The organism is Providencia sp. 6390, from assembly GCF_058148425.1.
Map to the genome: position 1 here is coordinate 1 of NZ_JBYVYL010000004.1, position 17,860 is coordinate 17,860.

Here is a 17,860-nt window from a genome sequence, read left to right on the forward strand (position 1 = left end):
CCATTGAAGTCTATCGATTTGATGTGGATGGTGGTACTCAGCTGTACATGGGGGTAGCGGCGTCTGGGGATATTATTAATATCTCCGCGCGGATTGATGATATTCCAAAAGGGCCGATTATTCATGCGGGACCCTCACCTCTGCCTCAAAAAGTCGAGAAACCGGAAGGTTTTGCTATTCATGATCTCGATTATCGCCCTGAAACACAGCCTGTTGCGGATGACGAGATTGTCTGGCGGCATACTGGGCACGATGTTGAACCTGTCGATTTTCGCGATTATATCCTGACGGTTGAGAGAAAGGATGTAAAACCCGTTTATACGAGTTTAAATGAGAATAAGCAAGGAACATATGAAAACCCTAATTGGACTAAATATGACGGCAAGCATGTACCAAAGAAAAATCAACGCTGGAAAGATACAGTAGAATCAACTAGATCGGGACCTGCCAAGTATAAACCGGATATAGATATTGAAGCAGTAGAGCTGGATGTTCATGCTACAGGCACACCTGTAAGTAATGGAAAACAATGGAAAGTAAAAGATATGGGAAGAGTCATTGGAGCTAGTGAAGGTAAAGAGAGTCAATGGGTACGAGCGGAGTATTCTGCCGGAACAGTCCACGGACATCCAATATCGGAAAACGAATATCGGAGACATATAAAATGATAAATATTAATTTTGAACAAAAAAATGGTGTTATCATTCTCAATGATTTAGAACTTGATGAAAATATACCATTACCCCAGCAAGTTGATCTTTTAAAAGAGGATATGCTACAGGTTGAATTCCCTTTAAATTATGTTTTAGATGTTAGTTGGAGACCATCATTTCAGGTAGATGGCAAGTTTTATATAGTTATCATTAAAGATTCCGATTGGGACGAGCCTTTATTTTTAGTCACTGCTGATAATATTAGCGAGTTGATAGACAAAATATATTTAGCAATGGAATTAATTCCTTAATACTTTGGATTTCATTAAATTGGATAAGAGAAGGATTTGTTATGCATAGCACAGTGAATGGTCGTAAAATTATCTTAAAAAATGATACCACCAATACATGTGGTACTGTGTTTACAGAAGCTTCTCTGACCAAACAAACCCAAGGCGTCGCTTGTGTGGGAGGCTCGGTTTATTGCCCATCATGCAAAAAATAGGGACTATCGTTGAAGGTGATAGCTTGATGAAAATTAACGGTGTCAATGTTCATTGACAATTTCTCCAAAAGCTTCACTCATGGCGTTAGAGCAAGTTGAGATCTATGAATTGAAAATGAAAATTGCACGGCTTGAAGAGCATAATTAGATCTTAAAAAGGTTACAGAGTTGGCAATGTCGGGTTCTTTGAATTGGGGCAGTTTTGCATGACCGATGACACACCGCCACATAGACAGTTTAGAAAAGATAACAGAACAACTTTAGCGATGTTAGTTGGTTCACTGTCGTATAGGTAGCTTAGAAAAAATTTTGCAGGGGAGCGTGGTTTAGCTATGTGTTAACTGTCACATAGATAGTTTAAAAATATGGTTTGAAAGGATGTTGTGAGCTTAAATATTAAGAAAAATAAAACAGGAATTATAAATTTTAATCTTACAAAAAGTTGTAATTTTTAATGCTTGAATTTAATTTATTGCATGCACTAAAGCAATCATGAATACCAGTTATTAATGCCTATTCTTAATAAGAAATTTAACTGATGTAAATCAGCTTAGAAATGGTTATTCTATTGTTATTTAACTTGTTTACTGCCGTATAGGCAGCTTTAAATAACTATTTTCTAATTAATTTTAGCGCATGATATTTGAAGTACTAGTGATTTTGTTTTGGTGTGTTATTTTTTGTTGTTTTTGCCTGGTTATTCTAATGTTACTTATAAATTTATAATTCATGGCGCTAAAGGAGAAATGTGATGTTATTTATTTACTTACTATTAATTTTCAAACTAGATTTAATGACTGACTTCTTATTTTATTTATTTTATTGATAAATAAAGTAAATCAACCTTTAGGTAGCTCTCGCTGTACTACCTAAATTACTTACCCCACAAACAACCCAAACATCAGCGACAGCTGCTCAAAGGCTTGATGGATTAACCGTTCGCTATAGCGTGGTAGTATCGAAATAATCAGCCCTAACATACTGATACCGATCGTCAGTGTTAGTGGGAAACCTACCACAAACACAGATAATTGTGGGGTCATACGATTAAGAATGCCGAGTGCTAAGTTAAGGATTAAAAACAAGGTAATAAAAGGCAGTGCCAACATTAATCCATTGATGAATATACTATTGGCAAATTGGATTAATGACCAAAAACCATCTCGATTGAGAGGGGAGACTTGAATTGGGATCAGCTCAAATGAATTGATCACGATGTAAATCAGCCACAAATGCCCATCAAATGACAAAAATAGCAGCAACATAATCAAATTTAGAATACGCCCTAAAATGGGCATATTGGGGCCGCCAGTTGGGTCAAAAAAGGTGGCGAAAGAAAGCCCCATTTGTAATCCAATCACTTCGCCTGCATGGCGCACCGCGGCAAACGCCATTTGCATGGTTAATCCAATGGCAATCCCAATCACCATTTGTTGTACGATCACCCATAGCCCCATAGCGGAAAACAATGGAATATTAACGACAGGGAGTTGTGGCGAAACGATTAAAATCACAAAAAAAGCTAATATAATGCGTGCTTTGGTAATGGATTGTTTTTCATTGAAAAAGGGTGCTGTACCAAACAGCGCTAATAGGCGTATAAAAGGGTAAAAACCTTGGCTTAGCCAAAGCGTGAGCGTTTCACTGGTGATGGTTAACATAGCTAGCCAATGATAAATGGCAGGTTACTAAATAACGTGCGCATATAGTCAAGCAATAGGTTGAGCATCCATGGGCCTGCAATAATGATCACTGAAATCACTGATAGGATTTTAGGGATAAATGACAGTGTCATTTCGTTTACCTGTGTTGCGGCTTGCAATAGGCTGATAATAAGCCCCGCTGCAAGGGCGGCTAGTAATAACGGAGCCGCTAACATTAAGGCAATTTTCATTGCTTCTGTGCCCATTGCCATGATTGATTCAGGTGTCATCACTATCCCTTATTGGTACTTGCTATACTCGTCATACTTCAAGTGGCAGCGCTTTGCACTAAAGTATGGTAATTGCGTTCATTCGCATGGATTACATATTGCCTAGCTATACTTCGAATTATTTTAGAGTATTAACGAAGCAATATTAGTTAAAAAAACTTTGTGACAAAGAGCCAAGCAATAGCTGCCAGCCATCGACTAAAACAAATAGCATTAATTTAAATGGCAAAGAGACGGTTGCAGGTGGAACCATCATCATACCAAGTGCCATCAAGACACTCGCGACTACCAAATCAATGATCAAAAATGGAATAAAAATGGTGAAGCCAATCTGAAAAGCGGTTTTTAGTTCGCTGGTAATAAAAGCGGGCACTAAAATGCGCATTGGTACATCTTTGGCTTCTTGGATATCACCCACTTTGGCGATACGGGCGAACAGAGCCAAATCAGATTCACGTGTTTGCCCTAACATAAAGGTGCGAAACGGGGCAGTGCCTTTTTCTAACGCGGTTTCTAAGCTAATTTTGTCTTCACTGAATGGTTGATAGGCTTCGCGGTAGGCTTGATCAGCAACAGGTGACATCACAAAAAAGGTTAAAAACAATGCGAGACCTAATAATACTTGGTTAGGGGGGGCTGAAGGGGTGCCGAGTGCATTACGTAATAGCCCTAATACAATGATAATACGAGTAAAACTGGTCATCATCAATAATAGGGCTGGGATAAAACCCAATAAGGTTAAAAAGAGTAACGTTTGTACTGGTAATGACCAACTCTGCCCACCATTAGGCAGTGTTTGGCTGATAATGGGCGGCAGTGAAGCGAAAGCTTGAGTGGGTAGTAATAATAACGAAGCGATCACAGAGGTAGATTTCAAAGAGAACATGTGCGCTTCCAATTATTGGCAATTCGTTGTTTTTGATAGCGCTTGTTTGGCGGTATCTTGTTTTTTCTTGAAAACGGATTGAAACGTCAGTGGTTCAGAAACGGAGGCAAGCGGTTTTTCATTTGCCGCGGGGCATTGGTGCAACAAATTCACTGACTGTGCAGTCACACCGAGTACCAACCATTCATTATTTATCTCAACCACGACTACGCGTTCTTTACTACCCAGTGAGCAACTACTTTTGACTTTCAATAATTGGCTTTTACCTAAATTTTTAGGGGCGAGACCGAGTTTTTTCACTAACCATGAACCAGCCAGTATTAACAAGATGATCCCACCTAGCGCTCCTGAAATTTGCATTAGGCTGTTACTGTTGCTGATGGCGGGGATCGCTTGACCGCTTGGTTGTTCGGTTTGGCTAATAAATGGTGTCGTTTTCATGTCAGTCTCTTACCTATTAACGGCTTAAACGGCGCATGCGTTCTGACGGAGTAATGATATCGGTAATACGAATACCATAGTTGTCAGACACTACGACCACTTCGCCTTGGGCAATCAAATAGCCGTTGATCAAAATATCTAATGGCTCGCCAGCAAGACCATCAAGAGAAACTACCGAGCCTTGTGAAAGACTTAACAGTTTTTTAATGGTCATTTTAGTGCGCCCCAATTCGACAGAAAGACGAACTGGGATGTCCATAATTAAGTTAATATCAGAAAGCTGATCAAGCGTATTTTGCCCATCTAAACTTGCAAACGCCTGTGCACCGGCAGAGGAGGATCCCGCTTTCTTTTGTTGCTCCAGTGCTTCAGCCCATAAATCTTCACTGTCGTGATTGGTTGATGCATCAGGAGAGTTATTCGCCTCACTCATTGGTACTTTCCTCATCTAGAGTGTTTAAAACAGGGTTAATCAAATGTTCTACACGCAATGCATATTGGCCGTTTTGGGTGCCATATTGGCTGGTCAATACAGGTACGCCATCAACACTGACCATTAATCGATCAGGTTTATCGATAGGGATGACATCTCCTTTTTGCAATTGCAGGAGTCTAGATATCCGTAATGGGATATCGACAAAATTGGCAACAAGTTCTAACTCAGAGCGTTTAACTTGTGTGACTAAATTACTGACCCACGCTTCATTTTCTTGATGCCCTTGTTCTACCGGCGGGTTAATTAACCGCTCGCGTAGTGGTTCAATCATGGCGATTGGGATACAAATGCTGAACTCACCAACAGTATTGCCGATCTCAACTAAGAAAGGCGTGGTGACGACAATGTCATTCGGTGAGGTGGTAATGTTGGTGAATTTGACCTGCATCTCGGAACGCACATATTCCACATCGATATCAGCAATGGGCTTCCAAGCATCACGGTAAGCGCTCAAAGCAAGTTTCAACATCCGATTAATAATACGTTGTTCAGTATTGGTAAATTCTTTACCTTCAGAGCGAACAGGGAAACGACCATCACCACCAAATAGGTTGTCGACCGCGATATAAACCAATGCAGGTTCAAAGGTGAATAACGCTGTGCCACGCAATGGTGGCATATGGATCAGATTGAGGTTGGTTGGAACGGGCAGATTACGAGCAAACTCATGGTAAGGCTCGATTTTTATGCCACCTACCGTGATGTCAGGGCTGCGGCGTAGCATATTAAATAGGCCCATACGGAACTGACGTGCAAATCGCTCATTAATAATTTCGAGCGACTGCATACGCTCACGAATAACACGGCGCTGTGTGTTCGGGTCGTAAGGGCGAACTTGATCTTTGTCTTTGGATTGTGTCGCTGATTCGTTCGACGATGGTGCATCATCATTGAGCAACGCATCGATTTCAGCCTGAGATAAAATATTATCGCTCATCTGAATTACCGCAAAATAAAGGTCGTGAATAGCACGTCTGAAATATCCTGACCTGACTCACCGGGGATCAGCGTCGGAGAGAGTGTTTCTTTGATGGCTTGCATCAACTGCAATTTGCCTTCATGAGTGCTGAGGGTTTTAGATTTTTGTTCAGATAACAGTAGTAGCAAGCGGCTGCGTACCTCAGGCAAATATTCATGAAGTTGTTTACGTGATTTTTCATTGGCGAGTCGTAAGGTCACATTGATATACAACACGCGATCAGGGGATTCATTCAAACCCGGCAAATTCACGGTGAAGGGTTCTAAATCCATAAAAATGGGTTGTGGCATATTAGCGCGCTTTTCATCTTCATTGGTTGGATTTGCCGTCTGTTGTGTTGTCCACCATGTATAACCGCCAAAACCTGCACCGGCGATGGCAAGAAGGGCAAATAGTGCAATTAGCCCTTTATTTGAACGTTTAGATGCATTGCTTGAAGACGGCATGTTAGCAAAATTCCTATTGATGAAAATCGAACCCAGTTGGGTTTTTATTTTGTTATCTTTAGCATTATGGCTTGATTGAGCCAGTCTAAAGGGGGGAAAAACGAAACAAATAGGGGGTAACTCGGCGCTTTAGTTACGAAATCACCACCTATTGTTTGAAAATCAAGCGAATGTATCGATACCACCTCGTGCACGGGCTACAGGTTGAGTTGATGCCATCGATGATGGCTCACTGCTGGCGATACCGACTAAGGTTGTGCTTGATGAGGCTACATTTTGTTGATGTTCCGCTTGATGGTTAGAGCCTGATTGACCATTAAAATTGTCTTGCCCAACAGAGCCTTGTGCTAGATGGATACCACTTTCTTGAAGAGCATTACGCAATACTGGCATCATGCTTTCCATAGCGGCGCGGACATGGCTATGAGGTGATACAAAGTGCATCACGGCTTGGTTATCTTCTATACGTAGATGAACGTTGAGAGAACCGAGATCTTCAGGGTGCAAACGAATCTGAGCGTGCGAAATACCTTGGCGCGAAAAAAACATCATATGTTGATTAATTTGCTGCTGCCATGCTTCGCTGCCTAATGGTGCGCCGGGTTGCATCGATATAATCGGTGCATTGGCGGTGACTGTTGGCGAGGTTGTCGGCGTTGGCATCATACTGACGGTATGTGCCGATGCGGACTGAGTTGATGTAACTTGCAATGCATTGCTATCGATTGGGGAGTTAAATGCACTCTTTAGGTTGCTGCTATTTTCTAGGGTGTTGACCGCTTGTGATATTGATAAAGGCTCTTTCTCAACGCTCTTTTTATTTAATGGCATAAAGTCATGAGTTAAATCTTTAACCGAGGTCTGTCGACTTTCATTCAGTGGCAGCAAAGGCTGATCTTTACGTTCTTCCTTTTCATTTTTAATAAAAGTTGCTAAATGTGCGGGGGCTTCGTCGTCGTTTGCTAGCGGTACCTGAGCGCGTAACTCAGTCTCTTCTTCGGCCTGTAAAGCGGTTGCTAATGCAGGTGATTTTTCAGCAAAAGGCACTAAGGCAGCTTGTTTACCGTCAGCAAATTGAGTGGTGGAAGAGACTAATGTTTGACTATCAACCGTTGTTTTTAAGTTATTGAGCCACGTTTGTTCTACGCTATCTGTTTGGTTGAGTAGTTGTGCTTGTAATATAGGTTGCTTGCCATCCTGACGTAAGCTTCGGCTGTAGTTCAACTGTTCAATGGCGTGTTCAGTCTGCTGTTTAGCTGTCGGTTGAGGGTTATTTTCTGTTTGTGTTATATCAATGGTTGTCTCTGATGCATTTTCAGCAACAGGTTCATTGGTATTGGTTTGTTGCGGAGCAGGTTGCTGATTATCAAGAACTGCTTGGAAAGGCAATGCAGGAACGTGATCTGCATCCAAACGCGAGTCATTTTGTTGTTTTTTTACCCCTGCCGTTGATGACATTGCAGGGGAACTATGCGTATTGACGTCCATTTATTGGTTTCTCCGTAACGTGGCACGTTGAGCAAATTCATCCATCTGTTTTTGCTCTAAACGGTTTAATCGTTGATTTTTACTGTGTTCGGCACGTTGAATTAAGGTATCGAACGCATTCACTCGTTGTTGCTTTTCCTGCCAATGGCGATTTGCTTCATTGACACGTTGTTCCCATAAAGTCAGCTGTTGTTGCTGTTGCTCAATAGTGAGTTCTAGCGTGACTAAAAATTGTTGATAGTTTTGCCATTTATCAGCATCGATACCGCTGTGTAACGTTTGATTGAGTTTTTGGCGGTATTCAGTTTGGTAGTTTTCTAACATGTTGAGTTGCTGAGACATTTGTACCTGCGTTTGTCGAACTTGAGCCAACACCTTTGCCGCTTCGTCAGACGCTTCTACGGCTAAATTTAGTAATGTTGTTAACGCATTATTGTTACTCATCTAACCCCTCATGACTCACTGGGAACCGTATGAACCAATTGTTCACAAGCACTTTGATAATCACAACGCTCATCGATATCTTGTTGTAAAAATTTCGACATACGTGGGTAATATTGGATTGCCATATCTAGCATCGGGTCACTACCCGCGGCATAGGCGCCGACATTAATCAAATCGCGGTTACGTTGATAACTGGATGTGAGCTGTTTAAAACGTTGGATCAAGCGGTAGTGTTGTTTATCAATCAGCTCTGTCATAGCCCGACTGATCGAAGCTTCGATATCAATAGCAGGGTAGTGGCCTGATTCAGCCAGCGCTCTTGATAACACGATATGGCCGTCTAAGATGGCTCGTGCAGAGTCAGCTATCGGATCTTGTTGGTCATCACCCTCTGTGAGGACGGTATAAAAAGCGGTGATAGAGCCCCCATTTTTGCCATTACCTGCACGTTCAACCAGTGCAGGTAATTTTGCAAATACAGAAGGTGGATAGCCTTTTGTGGCAGGAGGTTCGCCAATCGCGAGGGCGATTTCACGTTGTGCCATACTGTAACGCGTGAGGGAGTCCATAATTAACAGTACGTTTTTGCCAAGATCGCGGAAGTATTCGGCGATACGAGTAGCATAAGAGGCACCTTGCATACGCAGTAAGGGTGAGACATCGGCTGGTGCAGCGACGACGACAGCGCGTTGTAATCCTTCAGCGCCTAAAATGTTTTCAATAAAATCTTTGACTTCGCGACCACGCTCGCCAATCAGACCAACCACAATAATGTCAGCCTGTGTGAAGCGAGCCATCATGCCAAGTAACACACTTTTACCGACCCCAGAGCCCGCAAATAGCCCCATGCGCTGGCCCCTACCTACGGTCAGAAGGGCATTGATAGCGCGCACGCCAACATCTAACACACTGTTGATGGGAGTTCTTTCTAATGGATTAATTGGCGGTGTGATTAAGGGCGCGCGATGTTTAACTTCTAATGGGCCTTTTCCATCGAGTGGTGTGCCTTGTGCATCAAGGATCCTACCCAGTAACTCATCACCGAGTGGTAATAGACGGCTGGTTTGACCATCATCGCCTGTGGTTTGTGCATAAACACGTGCACCTGGAGCGATCCCTTCCAGATCCGCGAGTGGCATCAATAGCATTCGTGGGCCATTGAAACCCACCACTTCACACACCACTTCATCATGACGGCCATTAATCGCACGTTCGATAAAACAGGTCGCACCCAACGGCATTTTGATACCTTCAGCTTCCATCACTAAACCAGTGATTTTAGTGAGTCGACCATAATGGCGTGTCATTGGGATCCCTTTCATACGAGATTCCAAATCATCAAGCGTTGCTATCCAACGTCCCATCCTTACTGTCATGACAAGGTCTCCGGCGCGTAAAGACGGCACAGCTCTTGCCAACGTGTTGCGACGGTCATATCAGTTTCGCCATCTTCAGCGATAACACGGCAGCCACCGAGGTGCAGTTTAGGATCAGCGACTAAACGCCAACCATTAAGGCTCAATAATGAACCTAAATGTTGTTCAATCAGTTCTAGATGAGCAGGGTTGACGTGTAGCTCAGGCTGCCCTGAAAAAATGGGTTTTTGCTGCAATAAATGGCTGATTTCTTCTAGTAGGGCAGTACCATCACAGATAGTTGATTGACCCAGTACTTGTTTTGCAGCGGTTAAGGCTATTTGCAATAACTTTGTGGTGATAACGGTATCAAAGCTATCGATTGAATAATTAAATTCAGACAGTAATTTTTGCCAAGTCTCAATAATCGGTTGCTCTTGAGCCAGCGCTTGCTGGCGGCCTTGTTCTTCACCTGCACGTAACCCTTGTTCAAATCCGGCTTGATAACCTTCTTTTTGCCCGAGATCATGACCTTGTTGGTAACCAGAACGTTGTGCTTCTTCTTTTAAGTTATCCAGCAAATTGATTTGCTCAAGTACCTCTTGAGGTTCAAGGCAGGGCACTTTGGGTTTATCAGGCTCTGGTACATCATCTAATGAAGGGATGGCCGAAGAATTGAGATCCCATTGATTCAATTCGCGCAATTGCCAAGGCTTCCATGATTGTTGCTCGATTGGTGACTTAGACATAGACATCGTCTCCACCACCAATACTGATTTCGCCTTTTTCCGCTAAACGACGAACAATCATCAGGATCGCTTTCTGTTCGGTCTCTACTTGTGACATACGTACTGGTGAGCGGGATTCCAAATCATCGCGAACGATTTCAGCGGCACGCACAGCCATATTGTTGAGGAAGTGATCGCGTAGCGCTTGATTGCTGCCTTTGAGGGCAATAACCAGTGAATCGTTGGCAACTTCTTGTAGAATGCGTTGAATGCTGCGATTGTCGACTTCGATAAGGTTTTCGAATAGGAACATTTCATCAATAATGCGCTGCGCCAATTCACCATCGTAGTCACGCATTGCATCAATAACACTTTCTTCTTGTTGGTTTTTCATTAAGTTGATGATTTCAGCTGCTGTTCTTACGCCACCCATTTTGCTGCGTTTGAGGTTTTGACCATCCAACAAGTTATTGAGAACTTCGGTAAGTTCCGCTAATGCAGCCGGTTGTACACCACCAAAGGTGGCGATACGTAGCATGATGTCATTACGTTGACGCTCTTCAAACAGTTCTAATACATCGGCCGCGAGGTTGCGCTTTAAGTGAACCAATATAGTCGCGATAATTTGTGGGTGTTCATCTCGTATAATATCGGCTACGGTTTGTGGTTCCATATAGTTAAGACTTTCGATACCTGATGTACTTTCTTGTTTATCAAAAATATCTTCTAACAAGCTTGCAGCACGCTCTTCACCTAATGCTTTGATCAGTACTGAGCGTAGATAATCATTAGTGTTGATGTTGAGCGCAGCAAATTGAATTGCTGATTCTTCAAATTCAGTCAGCACTTCAGCCAGTTCATTGTTTGAGATTTGGCGCATGTTGGAAACCGCCATACTCAACTGTTGAACCTCCTTGGGATTTAGGTGTTTAAACACCTCAGCTGCTTGATCTTCGCCGAGTGTCATTAGCATCACGGCACTTTTTTCGGTTCCTGTTAACATCATTGTGCTTTTCCTAACCACTGACGAATGACCATTGCAACGACTTGTGGGTCTTTCTCTGCCATTTCACGAATACGTTGACTTTGAATTTCAGCACTCACGCGTTGACGAGTGAGGCGACGACGTGTTTGCTCGTCCATATCTTCATTAATTTCTTCATCAACCACGAGAGGGGTCTTAGGCTGAGCGGCGACGAAGGTTTCGGCGGCAACTTGCGCCTGCTGTGATTGACGGTATTTCACCCATTGTGGTTTGATACCGAAACGCCACATAAACCAAGCAATCAGGGCAATTAAAATAATTTTGCCATAATCCAATACTTGGCCGACAAGTTGTGGGTTTTCGAACACTGAAGGTTGTTCTTCAACAACCGTTTCATCGGTAAAGAGTGAGTTAGTAATATTTAACGAGTCACCGCGATTTGCCGAATATCCCATTGCTTCACGTGTCAATGCATCAATTTGCTTCATCATTTCAGGTGTTAGTGGCTTCATTTGAGCGCCATTTTCACCTTCTTGTGGTAAGTAATTGATGATCACTGCGACAGATAATCTGTCAACAACACCGATTTGACGTTGGGTGTGGCTGATCTTGCGGTCGACTTCGTAGTTAGTGGTTTCATCACTTTGTGAGTTACTTGAACCATTACGAGTGGCTGTGGTTTGTTGACCTGCTGGGTTGCTTTTATCGGTAGATACAGGGGCGGTAGGTGCACTTGGTGGTTGATTAGATAGTGCGCCAGGCACTCCACCTGTACCGCCAGTGTTGTTTTGCATGCTCTGGCTATTTTGACGAGAGCGGATTGCCGCACTATCAGGTGTTTGGTTCGGCTTATATTCTTCAGAGGTTTGTTCAACTTTAGAGAAATCCATTTGTGCAGTCACTTGTGCATGCACGTTGGCGCGACCCACTAAAGGTGACAGGATATCTTCAATTCGTTGTTTGAGATGGGATTCCATCTCCTTTGTCATTTTGATTTGTGCGTTATTTGCGGATTGTTGGCTGTTATCGTTGTTGGTCAGTAAACGACCTGTTTGATCAACAATCGTCACGTTTGTGGCTGTTAAACCTGAAACGCTACTGGAGACCATATGCACAATGGCAGTGATCTGACCTTCATCTAGCATGCGCCCTGGTAGTAATCCTACAGTGACTGAAGCGGTGGGGAGCTTTTGTTCACGAACAAATAAAGTCGGTTTTGGAATGGCCAAATGAACACGCGCGTTTTGTACTGGGCTCAGTGATTCAATAGTGCGTGATAATTCACCTTCAAGTGCACGTTGGTAGTTAACCTGCTCGCTAAACTGGCTGATACCAAACTGTTCTTTATCGAGCAGTTCAAAACCTGTATTACCCCCCTTGGGTAATCCAGATTGTGCTAATTTAAGACGCAGCTCATGGACTTTGTCTGCGGGTACCAAAATTGCGCTACCGTTATCAGCGATTTGATATGGCACGTTCATTTGTGTTAATTGGCTGACTATATCACCGCCGTCTTTTGCGCTGAGATTGCTAAGAAGCACTCGATAGTCAGGGCTGCGTAGCCAAAGAAGTAGGGCGACAACAATCGCAATCGCCGCAGCACCAGCAATCATTAATGGAATTTTTGGGGATGATTTCAGGCGTGCAGTAATAGATGCAAACCCTTTCGAAGCCTCTCCCATTTCTTTAGATGCGGCACTCATAGATATTCCTTGCCTTGCAGAATCAACAGATGAAAACACTTTTGGCGAAACAATGTTATTCCCTCTTCGTCACGTCACTTTTTTACGCTGTTATTATTGATGACTCTAATAAATCTAATGACGGAATCAGCCTATAAATTTGGTGTTATTTATCGGCTTCAAGTTAAAAAGCCTGTGCTATACCTATACTCTAAATAATTCGAGGTGCAGGTAGGCGACAAGCGAAGATAGTCGAGAAGCATAGATAAACACTGTGACTCGGCTAGATGAACGTAGTCAACACCGCTGCAACTTGAAGTAGACGAGTATAATTAGATAGCGACGATTGCTCGCACATAACATTGAAGAGAAATACATGACTATTCAAGCCATTGAAGGGGTGTTATCACAGTTGCAAGCGACCGCGACCCAAGCAGCCAATCATAGCAAACCGACTATTGAGCCCGTAGGGTTCGCTGATCACCTCGTGTCAGCTGTTAATCAAATTAATGACATCAGAAACCACTCGGCAAAACAGGTCGAAGACTTTACTTTGGGTAAAGGCGATGTGTCGCTTAATGATGTGATGGTGGATATGCAAAAGGCTAGCTTGAGTTTGCAAATGGGGATCCAAGTGCGCAATAAGTTGGTTGCGGCGTATCAAGAGGTGATGTCGATGCCAGTGTGATTGGTTTATCTATTTGAATATTATGAATTAACTGCCTTTTCATTGCCTTTATGGGGCAGTGATGGGGCATTTCTATTCAAAATATCAATTTGGCTAGCATCATTTTCTGTCATCCATGCGCCATATACATCATGAACCATTTTTGATGATGCGTGTCCCATTTGCGTTGCAATGAATGCAGGGTTGGCTCCGGCTGATAGCATCCAACATGCGTATGTGTGCCTTGTCTGATATGCTTTCCTGTGTCTAATTCCTGACTTTCTTACCAGATAGTTCCATATTTGACCAAATCCGCCCAGAGAGTAGAATTTTGTTTTCAACCCATTCGCTGCAACGATGTTTGGTTGAAAAATAAAAGTGCACGTATCCTCTCTTGATTTACCGAATTCCCTTGTTGATACATTAACAATCTCTGGTTGAGTCATTCTAGTTAAGACCATTTGAGATTTTAAGCACTCAATAACAGGGTCAAGCATATAAATAACCCTATCAGTTCCTGCCTGAGTTTTTGGGAATGTAAATTCACCTACAATTGATAGATTCCTTCTTACTGTTAGTGTTTTCTCAGTGAAATCTATATCTTCCCAAGCAAGAGAGCAAAGTTCACCCGGCCTCAACCCTGTATACACAGATGTAATTAACATGTTTCTTGACTGCTCATTGTTGGCGGCACTGAGAAGCCTAGGAAACTCATTTTGTGTTATTGGGTCTGGCTTTGGCCTATCTTTTTTCAATGGCTTTATTGATGAGAATATATTTGTGTTTATATATCCATTATCAAAAGCAAAATTAAAAATGTGCCTAAGCAATCCAATATAATTATTTACTGTTGGTACTGTTCTGCCAATTTTGTTTGTTTTATGCCCTCTGTCCAAGGTTGGCGATGTTAATAAATTATTTCGTATTAATAAAATATCCTCAGTTTTAAATGTTGATACATTTCTTTTTGTATTAATAAAATTAGATACTGCATTTAAAATAGTGATGTATTTTTTTAATGTGCTTGACGATATTTCAACGCTTTTGATTCCTATCCACTTGTTAGCTAATTCACCATAGGTTATTGGATGTATGTAGACAGCATACCAATGCCAGAAGGGGAATGAAATCTATTGTCAGCTGAAATACGTGCGCATACACCAATATTCTGACTCACAATTACCAGCGCTAATATAGCCCACAAGGTCATAGAATATTGCAATGTTGATTGACAGATATATAGCTGCAACAAGGGCATAGAGTAGGCCAACTTTAGTGAGGTTACTTTTTAGTATTTGAAACAGGCCTATTAGGACCAGCAAAGAAATTAAGCCCTGCAAAGCTCTAGATGTAGCCATGAGGTAAAGTGTGGTTTCCATTCTAAGTGTCGGATTTGTACTGGGATATTTTTCAAAAACAAAGCTAACAACAGTTGTGCTCAAGTACCAACCAATAGCTAAGTAATGAATTGAGTAGTTACCTTTGAGGAAATTACTTAAGAACTGCATGATTTGCTTTCTGCCAGTGAATTTAGGATATGGAAGGTACTACAAGTTAATTGTTAACGCAAATATTGGAACAGGGGAGCTAACAGTGAGTGATAATATTTGAAATCATAAAATAAAGCAGCTCAGCAACAACTAGTATTAATGCCAAAATCCTCCAAAATGTAATCCGCACCATCATCATAGAAACAATACCAAGAATTACAGACATACAAAAAACAAGCCTAACAAGAGAAAGGCATAACGATAGTATGAAAATAAAAGAAACAGTTATGTACTCTGATGCATTGCTATTAATTAATGCAAGAAGTAGTAAGTCAGGAACAATAATAGCTGGAAGCCATGTACTAAAAAGTAGCATAGCGAGTGATGAGGTTTTGGGGACGAATAAGTTCATTATTTTCATAGCTATTGATTGTATTGCAAATAACCAAAAAGATTAATAAGAAAGGAGGTAGGTTTGGAAAACTTCTGCTTACATGAATCGACCAAAAAACTATTTGATAGCAACATAAACGAACTACTCAAATCCCACCCAAAGCTCAGTGTCACAATCAAAGTATACAAGCCAAAACGTAGCTTATCTCAAAATAATCTTTCACATAAATGGTACTCAGAAATCAGTAAATATCTGATTCAGAGTGGTCGCACGTGGATGACGGAAGAGAAAGTTAAGAATGACCTGAAAGCTACATTCCTCGGTTATGAAGAAATTGAACAAACCAACTTTGTCACAGGGGAAATAACCATCAGAGAGCAGCTCAGACACACATCAAGACTGGACACTGGCGATATGTATCAGTACATGGCGAAAATTGAAGCATGGTGCGCACAGTTCGGATTGCAACTAATAATCCCACACACAAGCGAATACATGAAACTCAAGGAGCAGCAAGAGCGATGAAACTAGAAAAAGGAAAGGTCTACGAGATATCAGAACAGGCTTTGGATTTTTACCACAAGCATAGCCGAGCTGAATGCCACTCTACATATCCAAGGGAAACGGATGGAGAGCCACTGCATAACGTAATTATCAGAATGGTTAGCGGGGATTTGGAAACATCTATATTGCTTAGCGACGAAATAGTCAAAGTCGCTGATATCCAAGAGGTGTAATGATGAAACGTAAATACCCAAATTTAACACTCGGAGCCAAGTTATTTATGGTGGCCATATTTGCTTGTCTATTTGCATCGGTATGGATATTCAAGGTGGCGATATATGGCTAACTTACGCAAAGAGGCAAAAGGCAGAGTGCCAAGTCAGAATACCTTCAGTCTGTAACGGCAATTCTGAAACTGTAGTCGGCGCCCATTATCGAATGGCTGGACTATGCGGCACAGGATGCAAGCCTAGCGATTTATTTATAGCTTGGGCATGTAGGTTGTCATGACGAAATCGACCGCAGGACGCGAATCACGGACGCTGAATATGCAAAGCAATGTCACCTAGAGGGAGTTATTCGAACTCAGGCCATATTGCAAAGCGAGGGGAAGATCAAGGCATGAATGAATATCACCTTAAATTGCCATGGCCACCGAGTAATAATACCTACTGGCGACACTGCAGAGGCAGGCACTATATATCACCTAAAGGCACAAACTACCGAAAACAAGTAACAGATTACATAGAGCAGCAAAACCTAGATATCAAAACCACTTCCCGCATCAAAATAGTCATCACTGCAAACTCCCCAGACAAACGCAAAAGAGACCTCGATAACTTGCCTAAAGCTGTTTTCGATTCGCTTACTCACGCTAATTTTTGGGATGACGACGAGCAGATAGATGATTTCCGAATAAAGCGCGGGGAGAAAGTTAAAGGCGGTTCATTAGATATCACAATATGGGAGATAGGCGATGCAGACTGAGATAACAACTATTCCTGAGTTGCTAATCAAGGCCAGAGGAAATCAAACTCAAGTGGCCAGATGGTTGAATTGCAACAGAGGAACGGTTGGAAAATACGTTACCGATGTTAAAGCTGAAAGCCATGTGACCATTAATAACAAACTAATGGTTAGACACTGCGGTGGTGATAGATGGAACGGTAAAGAATCTCAGGGGGTAAAATGAGCTACATCGGAGAGAAAGAGTTAACGAAGGAACAATTCGACTGGCTTAACGGATGGCTTGAGTTGTGGGGTGCTTGGGTTCACTCAGGCCGATTGAATGTACGCATGATAAACATGATTTATAAATTCATGCGTACAGTAGAGCCAAATAGTACACCATCCAGACCTATGTGCAGTGACGATGAAGGAATGTTGATTTCTCAGGTCGTAGATTCAATCATCGCCACTGACGAACAGGCTTATAAAATATTACTCAGCTATTACGCTCATGGTGCATCCAAGCTTTCGATAGCATCTTACTACCATAAGGTTGCAAATCCCCCGCAAAATGAAAACAAGGTCAGGAGGGAAAATAAAGGTTCCATCATTGCGAACATGCCGAAGAGAAGTTGACGAAAAACTGAAAGCTTGCCAGTGGTTATTACATGAACCTCTTCGAAATGCAATGAACAGTCTTAAACGTGTAGCTAAAGTTGGGAAAATAACTGAACTTTGCTGTTGGCAGTAGTGTCCAAATGGACAATACTTATCAGGTAAGCTGCCTTAACTGTTCTTAGGTTTGCTTAACCAGATTCTAGAGCCTCACTTCGGTG

The 17,860-nt window shown here is 42.1% G+C and carries 21 protein-coding genes and 4 pseudogenes; 11 read left to right on the top strand and 14 right to left on the bottom strand.

Features of this window, described 5'->3' with window-relative positions; genetic code table 11:
- The 3 genes and pseudogenes from AC3Z9T_RS09380 to AC3Z9T_RS09390 form a co-directional block, all read left to right on the top strand.
- Positions 1–668: pseudogene (locus AC3Z9T_RS09380) on the top strand (hypothetical protein); the annotation flags it as partial.
- Positions 665–964: a hypothetical protein gene (locus AC3Z9T_RS09385; protein WP_490125917.1), complete on the top strand. Its 300-nt coding sequence runs from the start codon at positions 665–667 to the stop codon at positions 962–964. The pseudogene AC3Z9T_RS09380 and the gene AC3Z9T_RS09385, both read left to right, overlap by 4 nt.
- Positions 965–1,005: 41 nt before the next feature.
- Positions 1,006–1,214 (top strand): annotated as a pseudogene (locus AC3Z9T_RS09390) (PAAR domain-containing protein).
- Positions 1,215–2,036: 822 nt separating this feature from the next.
- On the opposite strand, the gene fliR reads toward AC3Z9T_RS09390, so the two are convergent.
- The 13 genes from fliR to fliF form a co-directional block, all read right to left on the bottom strand.
- Positions 2,037–2,819 (bottom strand): flagellar biosynthetic protein FliR, encoded by a 783-nt coding sequence (gene fliR / locus AC3Z9T_RS09395; RefSeq protein WP_490125918.1) that lies wholly within the window; start codon positions 2,817–2,819, stop codon positions 2,037–2,039.
- 2 nt (positions 2,820–2,821) lie between these two features.
- Complete coding sequence (gene fliQ / locus AC3Z9T_RS09400) at positions 2,822–3,091, bottom strand: flagellar biosynthesis protein FliQ (protein ID WP_490125919.1); 270 nt, start codon at positions 3,089–3,091, stop codon at positions 2,822–2,824.
- 145 nt (positions 3,092–3,236) lie between these two features.
- Complete coding sequence (gene fliP / locus AC3Z9T_RS09405) at positions 3,237–3,977, bottom strand: flagellar type III secretion system pore protein FliP (protein WP_490125920.1); 741 nt, start codon at positions 3,975–3,977, stop codon at positions 3,237–3,239.
- A 12-nt stretch (positions 3,978–3,989) separates the two neighbouring features.
- The gene (gene fliO, locus AC3Z9T_RS09410; protein WP_490125921.1) at positions 3,990–4,418 is read right to left on the bottom strand and encodes a flagellar biosynthetic protein FliO; all 429 of its coding nucleotides are present in this window, start codon (positions 4,416–4,418) and stop codon (positions 3,990–3,992) included.
- 16 nt (positions 4,419–4,434) lie between these two features.
- Positions 4,435–4,851 carry a flagellar motor switch protein FliN gene (gene fliN, locus AC3Z9T_RS09415; protein WP_490125922.1) on the bottom strand — a complete coding sequence of 139 codons (417 nt, stop codon included), beginning with the start codon at positions 4,849–4,851 and terminating at the stop codon, positions 4,435–4,437.
- The gene (fliM, locus tag AC3Z9T_RS09420) at positions 4,844–5,851 is read right to left on the bottom strand and encodes a flagellar motor switch protein FliM (RefSeq protein ID WP_490125923.1); all 1,008 of its coding nucleotides are present in this window, start codon (positions 5,849–5,851) and stop codon (positions 4,844–4,846) included. Before fliM ends, fliN begins: the two co-directional genes overlap by 8 nt.
- Positions 5,852–5,856: 5 nt before the next feature.
- Complete coding sequence (fliL, locus tag AC3Z9T_RS09425) at positions 5,857–6,339, bottom strand: flagellar basal body-associated protein FliL (protein WP_490125924.1); 483 nt, start codon at positions 6,337–6,339, stop codon at positions 5,857–5,859.
- Positions 6,340–6,501: 162 nt separating this feature from the next.
- Positions 6,502–7,827, bottom strand: coding sequence for a flagellar hook-length control protein FliK (locus AC3Z9T_RS09430; protein ID WP_490125925.1), 1,326 nt, complete (start codon positions 7,825–7,827; stop codon positions 6,502–6,504).
- Positions 7,828–8,271 carry a flagellar export protein FliJ gene (gene fliJ, locus AC3Z9T_RS09435; protein ID WP_490125926.1) on the bottom strand — a complete coding sequence of 148 codons (444 nt, stop codon included), beginning with the start codon at positions 8,269–8,271 and terminating at the stop codon, positions 7,828–7,830.
- An 8-nt stretch (positions 8,272–8,279) separates the two neighbouring features.
- On the bottom strand, positions 8,280–9,647 hold the full coding sequence (fliI, locus tag AC3Z9T_RS09440) for a flagellar protein export ATPase FliI (protein WP_490125927.1): 1,368 nt from the start codon (positions 9,645–9,647) through the stop codon (positions 8,280–8,282).
- Complete coding sequence (gene fliH / locus AC3Z9T_RS09445) at positions 9,644–10,375, bottom strand: flagellar assembly protein FliH (RefSeq protein ID WP_490125928.1); 732 nt, start codon at positions 10,373–10,375, stop codon at positions 9,644–9,646. Before fliH ends, fliI begins: the two co-directional genes overlap by 4 nt.
- Complete coding sequence (gene fliG / locus AC3Z9T_RS09450) at positions 10,368–11,360, bottom strand: flagellar motor switch protein FliG (RefSeq protein WP_490125929.1); 993 nt, start codon at positions 11,358–11,360, stop codon at positions 10,368–10,370. Before fliG ends, fliH begins: the two co-directional genes overlap by 8 nt.
- Entirely contained in the window at positions 11,357–13,042 is a 1,686-nt protein-coding gene (fliF, locus tag AC3Z9T_RS09455) for a flagellar basal-body MS-ring/collar protein FliF (RefSeq protein ID WP_490125930.1), read from the bottom strand. The genes fliG and fliF overlap by 4 nt, the downstream gene beginning before the upstream one ends.
- Before the next feature lie 355 nt (positions 13,043–13,397).
- Between fliF and fliE the strand changes: the two genes are divergently transcribed.
- Positions 13,398–13,709: a flagellar hook-basal body complex protein FliE gene (fliE, locus tag AC3Z9T_RS09460; protein ID WP_490125931.1), complete on the top strand. Its 312-nt coding sequence runs from the start codon at positions 13,398–13,400 to the stop codon at positions 13,707–13,709.
- A 20-nt stretch (positions 13,710–13,729) separates the two neighbouring features.
- On the opposite strand, the gene AC3Z9T_RS09465 is transcribed toward fliE, so the two are convergent.
- The gene (locus tag AC3Z9T_RS09465; RefSeq protein WP_490125932.1) at positions 13,730–14,584 is read right to left on the bottom strand and encodes a tyrosine-type recombinase/integrase; all 855 of its coding nucleotides are present in this window, start codon (positions 14,582–14,584) and stop codon (positions 13,730–13,732) included.
- Positions 14,585–15,444: 860 nt separating this feature from the next.
- On the opposite strand from AC3Z9T_RS09465, the gene AC3Z9T_RS09470 reads away from it, so the two are divergent.
- From AC3Z9T_RS09470 to AC3Z9T_RS09500, 7 genes and pseudogenes are all read left to right on the top strand, one after another.
- Complete coding sequence (locus AC3Z9T_RS09470) at positions 15,445–15,636, top strand: hypothetical protein (RefSeq protein ID WP_490125933.1); 192 nt, start codon at positions 15,445–15,447, stop codon at positions 15,634–15,636.
- A gap of 17 nt (positions 15,637–15,653) precedes the next feature.
- A complete protein-coding gene (locus AC3Z9T_RS09475; protein ID WP_490125934.1) occupies positions 15,654–16,097 on the top strand; it encodes a recombination protein NinB in 444 nt (147 codons plus the stop codon).
- The gene (locus AC3Z9T_RS09480; RefSeq protein ID WP_490125935.1) at positions 16,094–16,309 is read left to right on the top strand and encodes a hypothetical protein; all 216 of its coding nucleotides are present in this window, start codon (positions 16,094–16,096) and stop codon (positions 16,307–16,309) included. The genes AC3Z9T_RS09475 and AC3Z9T_RS09480 overlap by 4 nt, the downstream gene beginning before the upstream one ends.
- A 105-nt stretch (positions 16,310–16,414) precedes the next feature.
- Positions 16,415–16,701, top strand: a pseudogene (locus AC3Z9T_RS09485) (DUF1364 domain-containing protein).
- The gene (locus AC3Z9T_RS09490; protein WP_490125936.1) at positions 16,698–17,063 is read left to right on the top strand and encodes a RusA family crossover junction endodeoxyribonuclease; all 366 of its coding nucleotides are present in this window, start codon (positions 16,698–16,700) and stop codon (positions 17,061–17,063) included. The pseudogene AC3Z9T_RS09485 and the gene AC3Z9T_RS09490 overlap by 4 nt, the downstream one beginning before the upstream one ends.
- Positions 17,053–17,268: a protein ninH gene (locus AC3Z9T_RS09495; protein WP_490125937.1), complete on the top strand. Its 216-nt coding sequence runs from the start codon at positions 17,053–17,055 to the stop codon at positions 17,266–17,268. The genes AC3Z9T_RS09490 and AC3Z9T_RS09495 overlap by 11 nt, the downstream gene beginning before the upstream one ends.
- Positions 17,265–17,775 (top strand): annotated as a pseudogene (locus tag AC3Z9T_RS09500) (antiterminator Q family protein). Before AC3Z9T_RS09495 ends, AC3Z9T_RS09500 begins: the two are co-directional and overlap by 4 nt.
- Positions 17,776–17,860 lie beyond the last annotated feature (85 nt).

Coding starts and splice junctions, on each gene's coding strand:
- fliR (WP_490125918.1), bottom strand. CDS start 2,819: ATGTTAACCATCACCAGTGAAACGCTCACGCTTTGGCTAAGCCAAGGT.
- fliN (WP_490125922.1), bottom strand. CDS start 4,851: ATGAGTGAGGCGAATAACTCTCCTGATGCATCAACCAATCACGACAGT.
- AC3Z9T_RS09470 (WP_490125933.1), top strand. CDS start 15,445: ATGAAAATAAAAGAAACAGTTATGTACTCTGATGCATTGCTATTAATT.
- fliM (WP_490125923.1), bottom strand. CDS start 5,851: ATGAGCGATAATATTTTATCTCAGGCTGAAATCGATGCGTTGCTCAAT.
- fliJ (WP_490125926.1), bottom strand. CDS start 8,271: ATGAGTAACAATAATGCGTTAACAACATTACTAAATTTAGCCGTAGAA.
- AC3Z9T_RS09430 (WP_490125925.1), bottom strand. CDS start 7,827: ATGGACGTCAATACGCATAGTTCCCCTGCAATGTCATCAACGGCAGGG.
- fliF (WP_490125930.1), bottom strand. CDS start 13,042: ATGAGTGCCGCATCTAAAGAAATGGGAGAGGCTTCGAAAGGGTTTGCA.
- fliG (WP_490125929.1), bottom strand. CDS start 11,360: ATGATGTTAACAGGAACCGAAAAAAGTGCCGTGATGCTAATGACACTC.
- fliP (WP_490125920.1), bottom strand. CDS start 3,977: ATGTTCTCTTTGAAATCTACCTCTGTGATCGCTTCGTTATTATTACTA.
- AC3Z9T_RS09385 (WP_490125917.1), top strand. CDS start 665: ATGATAAATATTAATTTTGAACAAAAAAATGGTGTTATCATTCTCAAT.
- fliH (WP_490125928.1), bottom strand. CDS start 10,375: ATGTCTAAGTCACCAATCGAGCAACAATCATGGAAGCCTTGGCAATTG.
- AC3Z9T_RS09480 (WP_490125935.1), top strand. CDS start 16,094: ATGAAACTAGAAAAAGGAAAGGTCTACGAGATATCAGAACAGGCTTTG.
- fliE (WP_490125931.1), top strand. CDS start 13,398: ATGACTATTCAAGCCATTGAAGGGGTGTTATCACAGTTGCAAGCGACC.
- fliI (WP_490125927.1), bottom strand. CDS start 9,647: ATGACAGTAAGGATGGGACGTTGGATAGCAACGCTTGATGATTTGGAA.
- fliQ (WP_490125919.1), bottom strand. CDS start 3,091: ATGACACCTGAATCAATCATGGCAATGGGCACAGAAGCAATGAAAATT.
- fliO (WP_490125921.1), bottom strand. CDS start 4,418: ATGAAAACGACACCATTTATTAGCCAAACCGAACAACCAAGCGGTCAA.
- AC3Z9T_RS09495 (WP_490125937.1), top strand. CDS start 17,053: ATGCAGACTGAGATAACAACTATTCCTGAGTTGCTAATCAAGGCCAGA.
- fliL (WP_490125924.1), bottom strand. CDS start 6,339: ATGCCGTCTTCAAGCAATGCATCTAAACGTTCAAATAAAGGGCTAATT.
- AC3Z9T_RS09490 (WP_490125936.1), top strand. CDS start 16,698: ATGAATGAATATCACCTTAAATTGCCATGGCCACCGAGTAATAATACC.